Consider the following 14,901-nt stretch of genomic DNA (forward strand, 5'->3'; position numbering starts at 1 on the left):
TTACTCCTTATCTTGTTCTGTTTCTTCTTTTTCATTATCGCCACTGACCACATCCGCAATTTGTTGTAATCGAGCCAGTGTTAGCGCATTAATAGAGCCCTCAGGGTATTCACCCTCAACTAGCTCTCCGGCATCACGATTCATCAATAAGCTCAATGCTTCATCCACGTTTGAAACTGCATAAATATGGAAGCGACCACGCTCTACTTCTTGTAACACTTCGTCATCTAAGACTAAGTTAACGCGGTTAGACTGCGGAATGATCACACCTTGCTGACCAGTTAACCCACGCATTTTACAAAGCTTAAAGAAGCCTTCTATTTTTTCGTTCACGCCACCAATCGCCTGCACTTCACCATGCTGGTTAATGGAGCCAGTCAACGCTAACGACTGGTTAATAGGTAGTTGAGTGATAGCTGAGATTAAACCACATAATTCAGCAAGCGAAGCACTATCACCGTCGATATAGCCATAACTTTGTTCAATCGCAATATTGGCGCTAAGTGTTAAGCTAAAGTTTTGTGCATACTTGTTACCTAGATAACCCGTTAATAACATCACACCTTTAGAGTGAATAGACTTGCCTAAGTCTGCTTCGCGCTCGACATCAATGACGCCATCTGAACCTGCATATACCGTAGCCGTAATACGCGCTGGCGTACCAAATGCCGTATCACCAATATGTAATACTGTCAGACCATTGATTTTAGCAATCGCTTCACCGTCAGTTTCTATCAGTGTGTGGCCTTCTTTGATATCACTCAGCATATTTTCGCTAAGTTGACCGGTGCGATACTGCTTACCGGCAATGGCTTCATCGATGTGCTCTGCGGTAACCTCTGTCACATTGTCTTGTTTTGCATAAAAGCTTGCTTCTGCAACTAACTCGAGTACATCTGCAAATCGTGCTGACAGCTTGGTATGGTGCTCTGCTTGGCGATAGCTAAACTTGAGCAAACGCGCAAGGCCACACGCAGAAATACCACAGTTTAAAGTTTTATCGCAGTATTCAAGTACTTTAGTAATGAACTGATATTGAAGTTTATCGCTACTTGGCAAGTAGTAATCAAAATCAGCCAATACTCTAAATAGCTCAGCAAACTCTTCGTCGTAATCACTGATGGCGTAATATAAATCACGAGAGCCCAACAAGATGATCTTCACATCAAGTGGGATTAACTGAGGGCGAAGCGTGAAGCTGCTGCCTACTGAGCTATCTTGATATGGCAAATCATTCTTTATTTGGTGGGTTTTAAGCGACAACTTAAGACCATCCCACACTTGCGAATTAGCCAAGACTTTGTCGGCATCCATGATCAGATAACCACCGTTGGCCTTATGTAGCGCCCCAGGTTGGATTGAGCGATAACTCGTGATTAAGTTGCCTTGTGAAGTAGCGTATTCAACCTTGCCAAAAATATTGCCAAAAGTTGGGTTTGGCTCGTACACCACAGGTGCAGGCTCACCATCTTTATATTCAACCAGAATATTAGGAGCAAAGAAATCATTCAGCATGCCGCGGTGATCAAACTCGTCTTTATTTTCTTCGCTGCCGCTGTCATCAAGCCACTCTAGCACCGCATCAACAATTTCAATGCGGATATCTTTCAGATAACGAATGACACCAATGTGGCTGGCATACTTGAGCTCTAGCTTCTTAAGTAAAGGCTTAGTGGCAGTTTCAACCGTTTGCTTCTTTAAGTTTCTCAGTTTTTCAGATGACTCACGTTTCCAACGTGGTAGCTCAATTAAGGCTTCTATCAGATCATCTTCTAGCTTATCAATGGCATCAAAAAAATGTTCTTGTACTTTCTCATCGAGTGCAGCAAATTCCGCATCATCTAATTGCTTGCCATCGATCACTGGTGCAAAGGCGACCTGATTACTTTCTTCTATCAGTGCCACACTTTTTTTAGCGGCAAGCTCTGCCACTGCGGTAATGGCAGCGTCATATTTGTTATCGAACTCTTTATCAATGGACTTCTTTTTGCGTTGATAACCCGGGTTATCAAACGCTGCAGGAAAAGTATCAGCGACTTCATCTAAAAACTCATCCATGTCATCAGTAAGCTCTTTGCTTTGACCTGGCTGCATAAATAGCGCAATAGGTTTACGGTGATCGTCGTAGTTATTAACGTACAACCACTCATTTGGCGTTGGTTTAGTTTTACTGTGTGCTTCTAACTTGTCTTTTACCATGGTAAAACGGCCTAATGCCGCTTCGCCCATTACAAAAGTGTTATAACCAGGCAAGTCCATACCCAGTGAGAAATCTAAAGCACTTTGGGCGCGTTGCTGACCAATAAATGTCAGCGCTTCAGGATAAGGGTTGCGCATGCATGACTCAACATGCGCAAGAGAAACAGTTGGCGCTAAGGCCTCAATAGGTAAAGGTGCTATCTTATTTGTCATTCCTAACTTCTTTTTATTATCTAACCCAATTGGCTAGACTATGGAGACAATGCTTTTCGGCTGAATTCTTGATGCTCACATTGACTACATGCTTTAATTTCAGAGGCATAAAGTACATCTGTAGTATGGTGACAATTTTTACATACTAATTGCCCCATGGCTATCCATTCGCCCGCTTTGTAAACCCCATCATGCTCAAAATCTTTTAATAGCGCCTGCCACTCTAACTGTGTTCTATCTTCAAGCTGAGCTAATTCAAACAACATACCCGCTTTTAATTCTTGCCATGCGATATCGTCTGAGTTTTTATATTCATCTTCTAAATGCTTTAAATCACGCTTCAAATAATGGCTATACGCTTTAAGCTTTTCTTCACTGAAGGTTTTTAAAGCCTGCTGTTTTTCGACAAACTGGTTTATTAAGTCTTCTACTTCATGGTCTTTTATATCTTTCAGCCAGTTAGAGAAATCATCTAACCATTGTTTATAACCTGCCATAACATCCTCTCATGCGTGTTATTTAATCAAAACACGTCTCTCGACACTGTAAACAGTCAACCAATATTGAAAATTATGATTATTACTAAGTGTAGACGATATGGGATATTTTTGGAGAGTTGCGCATATGAACGAGCAAAATATAGAAGGGTTGCTGAGCGGTTAAAGATAGCCGCTCAGTAAAAAATATTGAGCTGGATTAGAAGCTATATTTTACACCTAACGTAATAGTTCGGCCTAAACCTTTCACATTGTAGCCACCATAAGCGTAAGCCTGCGCCCTTGCTGAGTAATAGTCATTATTTAATAAGTTTTCTATACCCATGTACGCATTGAAACTATCTGTTAACTGATAGCTAGCTGATGCACTTAACACATTATAGCTATCAATCGGTCCTTGGTCGGCAACATATTGACCTTTATCGTTCATTTCAAAGCGTTTTCTATCGCCAACATATAACCAATTTAACGCCATAGAAAGTGCATCATTGGATTGCCAGTTTAATGATGCTGTAAATTTCGGTGGCGCGATTTGTCTTCCGCCTAAATAAGTATTGTTAGCGGTATTTTTGCCTTCCACAAAGCTATACGTGGCTCTTAAATCGAGTGTCTTAGAAAGCTTGTAATCAACTAAAGCTTCGTAGCCCCAGATTCTTTGTGGTGCACGAACTGGCTCATAGACGCCAGTTTTTTCATTGAAAACACTGCTTGTACCAAGCTCTGAGGTGCTCTTAAATAAAGCAAATTCAAAACGCAGATTTTCTAATTGCGAGTTAAAACCGACTTCATAATTATCAGTAATAGAAGCATCAGTTTGGATCAGGCCGATGTCTTTTACAGTAGCTGTTCGAAGTAACCTACCAATATCAGACACATCAGAGCCCTGAGAGTAACTCGCAAATGGACTAAACTGTTCGTAGCCATTGTATTTAATAGCGAAGTTGAAAGTAGCTGCATCATAATTAATGGTATCGCCTTTCACCGACATTGGTACCGAACATTGATCTGCACTTCGGCACAACTTTAATGTAGTGTAATCTTCGACTTCAATATCAATACTCTCTTGTCTCACACCTGCTTTTAACACTAAGTCATCAGCAATTACCCATTTGGTTTGAAGGTAACCCGCCAAGCTTTGCATATCCATTTCTGGTACCCAAATACGGCCATCAACCATCGGCTGTGAGGTCACGTCATTTAACGCGTCAATACCGTAAATAAGTGTTGTCGCTACATTGTCAAAGTCTAAAGCTGTATTAAATGTCGCTCGGGCACCTTGTTTCTCAGAAACGATGACTGATTGGCCTCCAGTAAAGCCCGCCTCTGGGTTTGCTAAGTTTGGAGAAAAGAAGAATATATTCTCAATGTCTTGCATATATGCATCGAGCGTAAGTTGAGTGTTCGTAAAAACCGCATAATCAGTGTATTTTAACGTGATATTTTCGTTACCCGCAGGGCCTTGAGGCTTACCTTTTTTCTGTAGCTCAGGTGCAACATGTTGGGCATATGACTTTTCGCCACTATTGATATTACCAAACACATCACCTAGATCTGTTTTTTGTTGTGAGCTGTAATAGTTATAACTAAACTGCAGTTGTTTATCTTCATCAAAATCATAGCCAAGTTTAGTAAAGTAATTTTCTGTTACGGCATCTGACAAACCATATTGCAGCCCAAGGATATCGCCTTCAGCATCACGTTGTACGCCATTTTCTTCGTAACCTACAGTCGCAAGATAGCTAAATTTGTCGGCACGACCATTAATTGCCGCAGATATACGAGCACCGCCACTTTCTGCCAGTTTAATCGCACTGAAACGACTAGAGAGACTCACTTCCCCTTCTACTTGTCCATCTGCTTGAGCTTGTTTTGTGATGTAGTTAATAATCCCGCCTGACGCACCATTACCGTAAATAGATGTTGCGCCTTTAATCACTTCAATACGTGCAATAGCGCTTGCATCTAATGTTCTGATCCCAAGCGAGCCATTACGCAGTGGTGTTGATTGTGGCACACCATCAATCATAACCAATGGCGCTCGACCGCGAAGCCCTTGACCTGTGTTACTAGAGCTGCCTGTATCAGGCGCTAAGCCTGGCACTATTTGCGCCAGTAAGCTTTGAAGCTCTGGGTTTACCTTGAGATGGTCTTCAATTTGCTTTTGTGTGATCACGGTAATTGATGCCGGTACTTCATCAATACTTTCAAAAACACGGCTTCCAGATACGATGATCTGTTCAATATCATCAATTTTCGACTCAGACTGATTAGCTTCGTTAGCCATTGATGCGCAACTAACAGCCATCGCTATTAAGGAAAGCGAACTTCTAAACATGGATATCCTTGATATTTTTGGGATTATTAACTTCGCTGCGCATGTTAATGGCAAATCCCACTTAGATCAACGCAAATGATAATTAATATCAGTAAAAATATCATTTATATAAATTAGAAGTTCTAACTGTTCTTTTTATGGCAAAAGCTAAGGTAGATAAGAGCCTAAACAGCGCAAATATTTGCAGTCTAGATGCTGTGATTAGACTGCAAATTCGGTTATGCTATCGAACAATTTTTTATTAATTTGCAAGAAGTCTGGAAACATAGATGCAAGAGCAATATAACCCGCAAGACATTGAGTCAAAAGTCCAACAATATTGGGAAGAAAACAAGACGTTTAAAGTCGTAGAAGATGAGAGCAAAGAGAAGTATTACTGTCTCTCTATGTTCCCTTACCCAAGTGGTCGACTGCATATGGGTCACGTGCGTAACTACACCATTGGTGATGTGGTATCTCGTTTCCAGCGCTTACAAGGCAAAAACGTGATGCAGCCTATGGGTTGGGATGCGTTCGGTCTACCTGCAGAAAATGCGGCTATCAAAAACAACACAGCCCCAGCCAAGTGGACATACGAAAACATTGATTACATGCGTGGTCAGCTAAAACAGCTTGGTTTTGGTTACGACTGGGATCGTGAAATCGCAACATGTCACCCAGAATATTACAAATGGGAACAGTGGTTCTTCACTAAGCTTTACGAGAAAGGCTTAGTTTACAAGAAAATGTCTACCGTAAACTGGGATCCAGTTGACCAAACAGTTTTGGCTAACGAACAAGTTATCGACGGTCGCGGTTGGCGTTCTGGCGCACTTGTAGAGCAAAAAGAAATTCCTCAATGGTTCATCAAGATCACTGACTATGCACAAGAGCTACTTGACGATTTAGACAAGCTTGAGCATTGGCCTGAGCAAGTTAAAACCATGCAGCGTAACTGGATTGGTCGCTCTGAAGGTTTAGAGATTGACTTCAAACGTGCTGATAATGGTGAAACTTTTACCGTTTACACTACTCGCCCTGACACTTTCATGGGTGTGACTTACGTTGGTGTTGCTGCTGGCCACCCGATTGCGTTAGAAGCTGCTAAGAACAACCCTGACGTTGCTGCATTTGTTGAAGAATGCAAAAACACTAAGGTTGCTGAAGCTGATATGGCAACCATGGACAAAAAAGGCATCGACACGGGCTTTAAAGCAATCCACCCATTAACTGGTGAAGAAGTACCTGTATGGGCTGCCAACTTTGTACTGATGGACTATGGTTCAGGTGCGGTTATGGCAGTACCAGGTCACGACCAACGTGACTATGAGTTTGCGACAGCTTACGGTCTTGAGATCAAACAAGTTATTGCGCCTGCTGAAGGTTCTGAACTTGTAGCTGACCTTTCAAAAGAAGCATTTACTGAAAAAGGCACGCTGATTAATTCTGGCGAATTTGACGGTCTTGAGTTTAAAGCAGCATTCAATGCCATTGCTGACAAACTAGAAGGCATTGGCGCAGGTAAGCGTAAAGTTAACTTCCGTCTACGTGACTGGGGTGTTAGCCGCCAGCGTTACTGGGGCTCACCAATCCCAATGCTAAATAAAGAAGATGGTTCTGAGCTTGCTGCGACTGAAGATATGCTGCCAGTTCGCCTACCAGAAGACGTGGTAATGAATGGTGTAACTTCACCAATTAAAGCAGATCCTGAGTGGGCTAAAACCACAGTGAACGGAGAACCTGCATTCCACGAAACAGATACGTTCGATACTTTCATGGAATCTTCATGGTACTACGCACGTTACTGTAGTCCACGTTATGACGAAGGCATGTTAGAGCCAGGTGCAGCGAATTACTGGCTACCGGTAAACCAATATATTGGTGGTATCGAGCACGCGATCCTTCACCTACTTTACTCGCGTTTCTTCCACAAACTCTTACGTGACTGTGGTTTAGTGAACTCAGATGAGCCGTTCGAGCGTCTACTATGTCAGGGCATGGTATTAGCTGAAACTTATTTCCGTAAAGACGAAAAAGGCGGTGATGTTTGGATTTCACCAACTGACGTTGAAACTGAAACTGACGATAAAGGCCGTATCACTAAAGCGTGGCACAAAGACGACGGTCAACCAGTAGAGTCTGCTGGTATGTCTAAAATGTCTAAATCAAAGAACAATGGTATTGATCCACAAACTGTTATCAAGCAGTACGGCGCAGATACAGTTCGTTTATTCATGATGTTCACAGCGCCACCAGAGCAAACGCTAGAATGGTCTGACTCGGGTGTTGAAGGGTCACTTCGCTTCCTTAAGCGTGTTTGGAAATACGCAGTAGACGTCAATGCAGCAGGTACAGCTGAGCTTGACCTAGCGGCACTTAACAGCAACCAAAAAGTGCTACGTCGTGAGATCCACAAAACCATTGCAAAAGTGACTGATGATGTAGAACGTCGCCAAACGTTCAATACTGCGATTGCTGCTATCATGGAGCTATCTAACAAGCTTGCAAAAGCACCGCTTAAAGATGCACAAGATATTGCGTTAGCAAACGAAGCACTTAACGCAATCGTAATTATGCTTGCACCGATTGCCCCGCATATGTGTCATCAATTGTGGCAAGACTTAGGTCACGAAGGTGACGTGTTAGATGCAACATGGCCTGTGGTTGACCAAGCTGCCCTTGTTGAAGACGAAAAACTTATCGTGGTACAAGTGAACGGTAAACTGCGAGCTAAGCTAACGGTTGCTGCCGACTCAACGAAAGAACAAGTTGAAGCGCTGGCATTTGCAGAAGAGAATGTATCTAAATTCATCGAAGGCAAAGAAATCCGTAAAGTGATTTACGTACCAGGTAAACTACTTAATGTGGTTGCAAACTAAGATGCGTTTATCGCGTTCAATTAAGCATGGGCTAGCATTTTTGCTAGCCTGTGTTTTGTTATCTGGTTGTGGCTTTCATTTAAAGCAAGCCTCATATTTACCAAAAGAATTACAAACACTTCACCTGTCGGGTGATGATAGCAAGTCTGAACTGTTTTCATTACTTCGCAAAGATCTCATCACATCTCAAGTCACCATTAGTGACAACAGAAACAAACAAGTACCTGAGCTTCATCTGTATCGAGACTCTCTAACACGCCAAACGTTAAGCTTGTTTAGAAATGGTCAGGTTGCGCAATACGAACTGGCTTATTCTGTTTCATATAGAGTGACACGTCCAGGTCTTGAGCCTGTAGATAAAGAGTTTGAGATTTACCGCAATTATCAAGATGATCCTGACAACGCACTCGCAAAAGCCAAAGAGCTAGATATTATTCTTAACGAGCTGCGCAAACAGGCAAGTAAACGTATTGTTCGAGAGCTGTCACAACTCTAATGCGCTGTTACGCTAACCAACTTCCAGATACTTTACGAAAAGGCCTTGCTCCATTCTATTTGGTTTTAGGTGAAGAACCTTTTCAAGAAGCACAGTGTGTGCAGCAAATAAAACAGGCAGCAAAACAACAAGGCTTCGACGAAGTCATTAAATTTAGTTTGTTGCCAGGCTTTGATTGGCAAGAATTACTTGCTCAATACAATAGTATGTCGCTATTTAGCGCACGCACACTCATTGAATTTGACTTAAACCAGCAAAAACCCGGTACAGCCGGGAGCGATGCGTTTAAACAACTAACTGCTCAACCGAACCCTGATGTCGTGTTAATTGTGAAAGGTCAAAAAGCCAGCCAAGAGATCCAACGCGGTGCTTGGTTTAAAGGCTTAGAAAAGCAAGGCGTATACGTACCTTGTTATGAATTGACTGGCCAACACTTGCAGCGCTGGCTTGATTCGCAAGCTAAGCAGTTAAAAGTCGCTCTAACACAAGATGCTAAAAAGCAACTTTTGCTGGCCACAGAAGGCAACTTACTCGCAACAAATCAAGAGCTAGAAAAACTGGCGCTGCTTTATCCTTCGCAAACCGTCAATGATGAGCAAATCTTAGCGGGTCTGCTTAATCAAAGTAAATTTGATATTTTTGACCTGACTAATGCAACGCTTGCCGGCCAGGCAAAAAAAATTACTAAAGTGATGGTTAAGTTAGCTGAAGATAACACTGAGCCGAATACCCTGGTTTGGGCGCTGAATAAGCAGCAGCAAACCTTAGTATCAATTAAGCAAGGCTTACAGCAAGGTCAAAATATTACTGCGCTCTATAAACAGCATAATATTTGGAAAAACCAGCAGCCTTTGACTCAGCAAGCACTTGATAGATTGCCTCTGCATCAGCTTGAGCAAATCGGTCTGCTACTGGCTCAAATAGACAGTGGCTATAAACGCGGAGAACTCACTGCGCCTTATCAAGCCTTACTGCATTGTGCACTGAGTTTTTGCTATCACATTCCAATTGGTCTGCCCATCAACCACACTGATTAAACAATATGATTGCACTTTTTGGTGGTACTTTTGATCCCGTCCATTTAGGACATTTAAACATGGCCGAGCAATGCGTTGCTGAGCTAGGGTTGTCTGAATTACGATTCTTACCCTGCGCCATGCCTGTGCACAAAGCACAGCCTAAGATCACTGACACACACCGTCTCAACATGCTCAGGTTAGTAACTCAAGGTAATAGAGCGTTCACTATTGATAAAAGAGAGCTTGAGCGACAAGGGCCTTCTTATTCATTGTTAACGCTACAGGAATACCGAGACGAGCAGCCTAATACACCCATCATTTTTTTGATGGGTATGGATTCCTTCAATAGTTTAACGTCTTGGTATGAATGGCAAGCCATTACACAGCTTTGCCACATCGTGGTTTATCAGCGCCCAGGCGAAATTTATGCACCAAACCCAGCGCTTGCCAACTACGTGGAACAAGCTAAAGTTGAGACAAACGAGCTGTTACTCACGAAAAAAGCAGGTCATTGTCATTTTTTAACCGGTCCTAGTTTTGATGCAGCATCGAGCGATATAAGAAAACTAATAAATAATCAAAAACCTATGGAACAATTTCTCGCGTCTTCGGTCATAGATTACATTCGTACTCATCAGCTCTATGCTGAATAAAGCAATGTGCTGTGCTACTATACGCGCCTTATTTTTTGAGCATAGAGATACAAGATTTGAATTCTGAACAATTATTAGACTTTGCATTAGACAAGGTTGACGACATGAAAGCCCGTGACATTGTTAAGTTAGATGTAAAAGAAGTGAGCTCTGTAACGGATTATTTGGTCATTTGCTCAGGTAACTCAAAACGTCACGTACAGTCTATTGCTGAACACGTTGCTAAAGAAACGCGTCATGCTGGTGAAGACTTATTAGGCATTGAAGGACAAGATGTGGGTGAGTGGGTACTGGTTGATTTAGGCGATGTGGTTGTTCACGTTATGCAAGACCAAACACGTGACTTATATGACTTAGAGAAACTCTGGGGCTAATTTTGAAGATTCAATTGGTTGCTGTCGGCACAAAGATGCCTGCTTGGGTTGAGACTGGTTTTAAAGAGTATCAGCGTCGTTTTCCAAAAGATATGGCGTTGGAACTTGTTGAGATCCCAGCTGGAAAGCGTGGTAAGAATGCCGATATCAAGCGTATTTTACAGTTAGAAGGTGAAAAAACCTTAGCCGCTATTCCAAAAGGCAACCGAATTGTGACGCTAGAAGTAACAGGTAAGCCTTGGGATACACACCAGTTGGCAAATCATATGCAAAAGTGGCAACTTGATGGTCGAGATGTCAGCTTATTAATTGGTGGCCCTGAAGGCCTTGCGCCTGAGTGTATTGCCGCTTCTGAGCAAAAGTGGTCGCTATCGGCTCTGACATTACCGCATCCACTTGTGCGCATTATTGTCGCTGAGAGCTTGTATCGCGGGTGGAGCTTAAATAACAACCACCCATACCACAGAGAATAATACAACTCAGATGATAAACAAAAGACCAACAATTCGTGACCATTCAGCTGAAGCAAATTTGTTTGCTCGTCGCGCATTTGTTGGTTTTGTGTTTGTTACTCTCCTTATAGGCTTGCTACTCAGTAACGCCTACAAGCTTCAAGTCACAGAGCACGATACCTATAAAACACGCTCTAATGATAACCGTATTAAAGTGATCCCTGTTGCCCCAAATCGAGGCTTAATCTACGACCGAAACGGGGTGTTATTGGCCGAGAACCGCCCTGTTTATAATTTAGAAGTGATCCCTGAACAAGTAGACGATATCGCCAAGCAACTTGCTGAAGTCGGCGCTTTATTAAACATTTCTGTAGAAGACCAAGAAAACTTTTTAAAGAATATTCGTCGTAAGCAGCGCTTTAAAAGCCGTGTTATTAAAGCGCGTTTAAACGAGCAAGAAGTCGCCTTATTTTCGGTTAATCAGCATAAATTTCCGGGCTTTAATATTGAAGCTCGCCTTGCCAGATATTACCCCTACGGTGAAACACTCACCCATGCGCTTGGTTATGTTGCCAAATTAAATAAAAAAGAGCTCACTTCTCTTGAGCTTGCTGGTGAAGCCAAAAATTATCGTGCAACCCACGACATTGGTAAGCTTGGCATAGAGAAATTCTACGAAAAAGAACTGCACGGCATCGTTGGCTCACAACGTGTTGAAGTGAATAACCGAGGCAGAGTGATCCGTACTTTAAGCGTCGACGCGCCCACACCTGGGCAAGATTTAGTTCTTACGTTAGATATAGGCTTACAGCAAGTCGCTAAAAAAGCACTTGAAGGCATGCGTGGTGCGATCGTTGTTATGGATCCTAAAGACGGCGGTATTCTCGCGCTTTATTCAAACCCAAGTTACGACCCAAACTTATTCGTACATGGGATCAGTGGTAAAGATTATCGCGCCTTACTAAATCCAGATCGACCTTTAATCAATAGAACGACTCAAGGTCGCTATGCACCGGCCTCCACGGTCAAACCGCATTTAGCTATTCTCGGCTTAGAAGAAGGCATTATTACTGAACAAACTCGCATGTGGGACCCGGGCTTTTTTCAAATTCCGAATGTAGATCACCGTTGGCGTGATTGGCAACGCTGGGGGCATGGTCATGTTGATGTGTATAAAGCCATTGAGGAGTCTTGTGATACCTTCTATTACGAGATTGCCTATAAGTCTGGTATTACCAAAATCAGCAATTTTATGAATAAGTTTGGCTTTGGTGATTTATCTGGCATTGATATTCATGAAGAAACAACCGCTATTTTACCAACCGTAGCTTGGAAAAAAGAACGTTTTAAAGAAAACTGGTGGCCAGGCGACACCATCTCTGTCGGGATTGGACAAGGTTATTGGACTGCGACGCCAATGCAAATAGCCAACGCTGTAACCATCATGGTTAACAAAGGTGAACATTACCAACCCCATCTTGTACAAGTAAAAAAGCAGTTTGATGAAATCACGCCTATGTACACCGAAGAACGCCCGCCTATTGTGCTCAAGAATCATGACCATTGGCGCGTCGCCCTTGAAGCCATGCATAACACTGTCACTAAGGTCACAGGTACTGCGCATAAAGCATTTAAAGGGGCGGATTATGACCCTGCAGGTAAAACTGGTACTGCGCAAATTGTCAGCATCGCGCAAGGTGAGAAATATGATGCAGAAAAGCTAGACGAGCGTCATAGAGACAATGCAATTTACACAGGCTTTGCCCCCTATAATGACCCGCGTGTTGTTGTAACTGTGGTAGTGGAGAACCAAGGTGGTGGTAGTAAAATCGCAGCCCCTATCGCACGTCAATTGATGGATTACTACTTTACTGCAAACCCACTTAAGCAAGGAGCTAATTAATGGTGCTCGGTCATAAACGTACGCTATGGCAGAAAATACATTTAGATGTGCCTTTGCTATTAGCGCTTGTATGTATGATGTTTGGCAGCTTGGCGATTGTGTATAGTGCCAGCGGTCAAAACATGGATATGATGTTAAGACACGGTGTACGCATGGGCGGCGCGGTCATCGCATTATTGGTGTTTGCTCAAATTCCTCCTATCACTCTCAAACGCTTGGTGATCCCACTTTACTTAGTGGGTTTGGCTATGCTGGTCGCGGTGTTTTTCTTTGGTATTACTATTAATGGTGCAAAACGCTGGTTAAACCTTGGCGTGACTAACTTTCAACCGTCAGAAGTCATGAAGCTCGCAGTGCCTATGATGGTTGCTTGGTATATCTCTCAACACCGCATGCCTCCAAAGTTTATTAATTTGTTTATCGGTTTTATATTATTGTGTGTGCCCACTTTCTTAATTAAAGAACAACCGGATTTAGGCACCTCACTGCTTATTGCCAGTTCTGGCATTTTCGTTTTGTTTCTAGCGGGGTTAAGCTGGCGCCTCATTGGTGGTGCGCTGTTATTAATGGTGCCCGCTGTATTCGCTTTTTGGCATTACGGTATGCGCGCTTACCAAAAACAGCGCGTTATGACACTACTTGATCCAGAAAGTGACCCTCTAGGTGCAGGCTACCACATTATTCAATCGAAAATCGCCATAGGTTCAGGCGGTGTCGAGGGAAAAGGTTGGTTGCATGGCACGCAATCACAATTAGAGTTTTTACCTGAGCGACACACAGATTTTATCTTCTCGGTATTGAGCGAAGAATTTGGTTTAATGGGCGTGGTGTTATTACTCAGCGTCTATTTATTTATCATAGGCAGAGGCTTATTGATTGCAGTGCGTGCTCAAGATGCATTTAGCAAACTATTAGCTGGTGCTTTAACACTGACTTTCTTTGTATATGTATTTGTGAATATTGGCATGGTATCGGGCCTATTACCAGTTGTAGGTGTCCCCCTTCCCCTTATTAGCTATGGTGGCACATCCATGGTTACGCTGATGGCAGGGTTCGGTATCATTATGTCAATTGCGACAGACAAGAGGATGTTACTTAAATCATGACTAAGTTGTATAAGGCTTACTTGCTAGCCCTTGTTGTCATTTTTGTGAGTGGGTGTAGCTCTCGCTATCACACACGCCAAGACACTGCACCTATGCGCATTCCAACTGAGTATGAAATGCGTGATGCGAAAGTAAAAGTTGAGCCAAAAAGTGTCAGCGCCGGACGCCCTTATGTGGTGCTCGGTAAGCAATATCATCCTATGTCAGATGAAAAAGGCTACAAAGCGCAAGGCACCGCTTCATGGTATGGGCAAAAGTTCCACGGGTACTACACCTCAAACGGTGAGATCTTTAACATGTATGACATGACTGCAGCCCACAAAACTCTGCCACTTCCGAGTTTTGTTAAAGTAACCAATTTAGAAAATGGCAAATCGGCCATTGTCAGAGTCAATGATCGCGGGCCATTCCACGATGATAGGATCATCGACTTATCTTATGCCGCAGCCTACAAGCTGGGCTACCATAACCAAGGTACAGCAAAGGTTCAGATTGAAGCGATTACACTCGATCGCATTGCACCAAGATTAACCTATATTCAAGTCGCTGCGAGTAGTAATAAAACCAATATTGAGCACTTGGCAAATAAGCTCGCTGGTCAATTTGCAATTGATACCAACATTGCAGAAGAAGGCGGTTTACATAAACTTCGCTTAGGCCCGCTAGAAGATGATTCCCATGCTCAATCCCTGCTAGAAAATTTACAAGCAGGTGAATTTCGTCAGGCTTTCTTGCTTTACAGTGAACAACGACTTTAGAATAGAAAAAGCTGACTAATTTTAATTTTATCGATAAA

At 42.8% G+C, this 14,901-nt stretch carries 12 protein-coding genes; 9 read left to right on the plus strand and 3 right to left on the minus strand.

Features of this window, described 5'->3' with window-relative positions; genetic code table 11:
• From AAEU28_RS05835 to AAEU28_RS05845, 3 genes are all read right to left on the minus strand, one after another.
• Positions 1 to 2,412, minus strand: coding sequence for a Lon protease family protein (locus AAEU28_RS05835; protein ID WP_421963308.1), 2,412 nt, complete (start codon positions 2,410 to 2,412; stop codon positions 1 to 3).
• 38 nt (positions 2,413 to 2,450) lie between these two features.
• Positions 2,451 to 2,909 carry a zinc ribbon-containing protein gene (locus AAEU28_RS05840; RefSeq protein WP_421963309.1) on the minus strand — a complete coding sequence of 153 codons (459 nt, stop codon included), beginning with the start codon at positions 2,907 to 2,909 and terminating at the stop codon, positions 2,451 to 2,453.
• Between the two features lie 199 nt (positions 2,910 to 3,108).
• Positions 3,109 to 5,244, minus strand: coding sequence for a TonB-dependent receptor (locus tag AAEU28_RS05845; protein WP_421963310.1), 2,136 nt, complete (start codon positions 5,242 to 5,244; stop codon positions 3,109 to 3,111).
• 269 nt (positions 5,245 to 5,513) lie between these two features.
• Here AAEU28_RS05845 and leuS point away from each other — a divergent pair, with 269 nt between their 5' ends.
• From leuS to AAEU28_RS05890, 9 genes are read left to right on the plus strand one after another with little or no spacing between them, the layout of a single operon-like run.
• Positions 5,514 to 8,102, plus strand: coding sequence for a leucine--tRNA ligase (gene leuS / locus AAEU28_RS05850; RefSeq protein WP_421963311.1), 2,589 nt, complete (start codon positions 5,514 to 5,516; stop codon positions 8,100 to 8,102).
• A 1-nt stretch (position 8,103) separates the two neighbouring features.
• Entirely contained in the window at positions 8,104 to 8,598 is a 495-nt protein-coding gene (gene lptE / locus AAEU28_RS05855) for an LPS assembly lipoprotein LptE (RefSeq protein WP_421963485.1), read from the plus strand.
• The gene (gene holA / locus AAEU28_RS05860) at positions 8,598 to 9,635 is read left to right on the plus strand and encodes a DNA polymerase III subunit delta (protein ID WP_421963312.1); all 1,038 of its coding nucleotides are present in this window, start codon (positions 8,598 to 8,600) and stop codon (positions 9,633 to 9,635) included. Before lptE ends, holA begins: the two co-directional genes overlap by 1 nt.
• Positions 9,636 to 9,640: 5 nt before the next feature.
• Complete coding sequence (gene nadD / locus AAEU28_RS05865) at positions 9,641 to 10,270, plus strand: nicotinate-nucleotide adenylyltransferase (protein WP_421963313.1); 630 nt, start codon at positions 9,641 to 9,643, stop codon at positions 10,268 to 10,270.
• A 56-nt stretch (positions 10,271 to 10,326) separates the two neighbouring features.
• On the plus strand, positions 10,327 to 10,644 hold the full coding sequence (gene rsfS, locus AAEU28_RS05870; RefSeq protein WP_058031648.1) for a ribosome silencing factor: 318 nt from the start codon (positions 10,327 to 10,329) through the stop codon (positions 10,642 to 10,644).
• Positions 10,645 to 10,646: 2 nt separating this feature from the next.
• On the plus strand, positions 10,647 to 11,117 hold the full coding sequence (gene rlmH, locus AAEU28_RS05875) for a 23S rRNA (pseudouridine(1915)-N(3))-methyltransferase RlmH (RefSeq protein WP_058030827.1): 471 nt from the start codon (positions 10,647 to 10,649) through the stop codon (positions 11,115 to 11,117).
• A gap of 10 nt (positions 11,118 to 11,127) precedes the next feature.
• The gene (mrdA, locus tag AAEU28_RS05880) at positions 11,128 to 12,999 is read left to right on the plus strand and encodes a penicillin-binding protein 2 (protein ID WP_421963314.1); all 1,872 of its coding nucleotides are present in this window, start codon (positions 11,128 to 11,130) and stop codon (positions 12,997 to 12,999) included.
• A complete protein-coding gene (rodA, locus tag AAEU28_RS05885) occupies positions 12,999 to 14,105 on the plus strand; it encodes a rod shape-determining protein RodA (RefSeq protein ID WP_421963315.1) in 1,107 nt (368 codons plus the stop codon). The genes mrdA and rodA overlap by 1 nt, the downstream gene beginning before the upstream one ends.
• The gene (locus AAEU28_RS05890) at positions 14,102 to 14,863 is read left to right on the plus strand and encodes a septal ring lytic transglycosylase RlpA family protein (RefSeq protein WP_421963316.1); all 762 of its coding nucleotides are present in this window, start codon (positions 14,102 to 14,104) and stop codon (positions 14,861 to 14,863) included. The genes rodA and AAEU28_RS05890 overlap by 4 nt, the downstream gene beginning before the upstream one ends.
• Positions 14,864 to 14,901: the final 38 nt, after the last annotated feature.

This window comes from Pseudoalteromonas sp. SS15 (assembly GCF_049257195.1).
Taxonomy (GTDB): domain Bacteria; phylum Pseudomonadota; class Gammaproteobacteria; order Enterobacterales; family Alteromonadaceae; genus Pseudoalteromonas.

Coding starts and splice junctions, on each gene's coding strand:
- AAEU28_RS05835 (WP_421963308.1), bottom strand. CDS start 2,412: ATGACAAATAAGATAGCACCTTTACCTATTGAGGCCTTAGCGCCAACT.
- AAEU28_RS05840 (WP_421963309.1), bottom strand. CDS start 2,909: ATGGCAGGTTATAAACAATGGTTAGATGATTTCTCTAACTGGCTGAAA.
- AAEU28_RS05845 (WP_421963310.1), bottom strand. CDS start 5,244: ATGTTTAGAAGTTCGCTTTCCTTAATAGCGATGGCTGTTAGTTGCGCA.
- leuS (WP_421963311.1), top strand. CDS start 5,514: ATGCAAGAGCAATATAACCCGCAAGACATTGAGTCAAAAGTCCAACAA.
- lptE (WP_421963485.1), top strand. CDS start 8,104: ATGCGTTTATCGCGTTCAATTAAGCATGGGCTAGCATTTTTGCTAGCC.
- holA (WP_421963312.1), top strand. CDS start 8,598: ATGCGCTGTTACGCTAACCAACTTCCAGATACTTTACGAAAAGGCCTT.
- nadD (WP_421963313.1), top strand. CDS start 9,641: ATGATTGCACTTTTTGGTGGTACTTTTGATCCCGTCCATTTAGGACAT.
- mrdA (WP_421963314.1), top strand. CDS start 11,128: ATGATAAACAAAAGACCAACAATTCGTGACCATTCAGCTGAAGCAAAT.
- rodA (WP_421963315.1), top strand. CDS start 12,999: ATGGTGCTCGGTCATAAACGTACGCTATGGCAGAAAATACATTTAGAT.
- AAEU28_RS05890 (WP_421963316.1), top strand. CDS start 14,102: ATGACTAAGTTGTATAAGGCTTACTTGCTAGCCCTTGTTGTCATTTTT.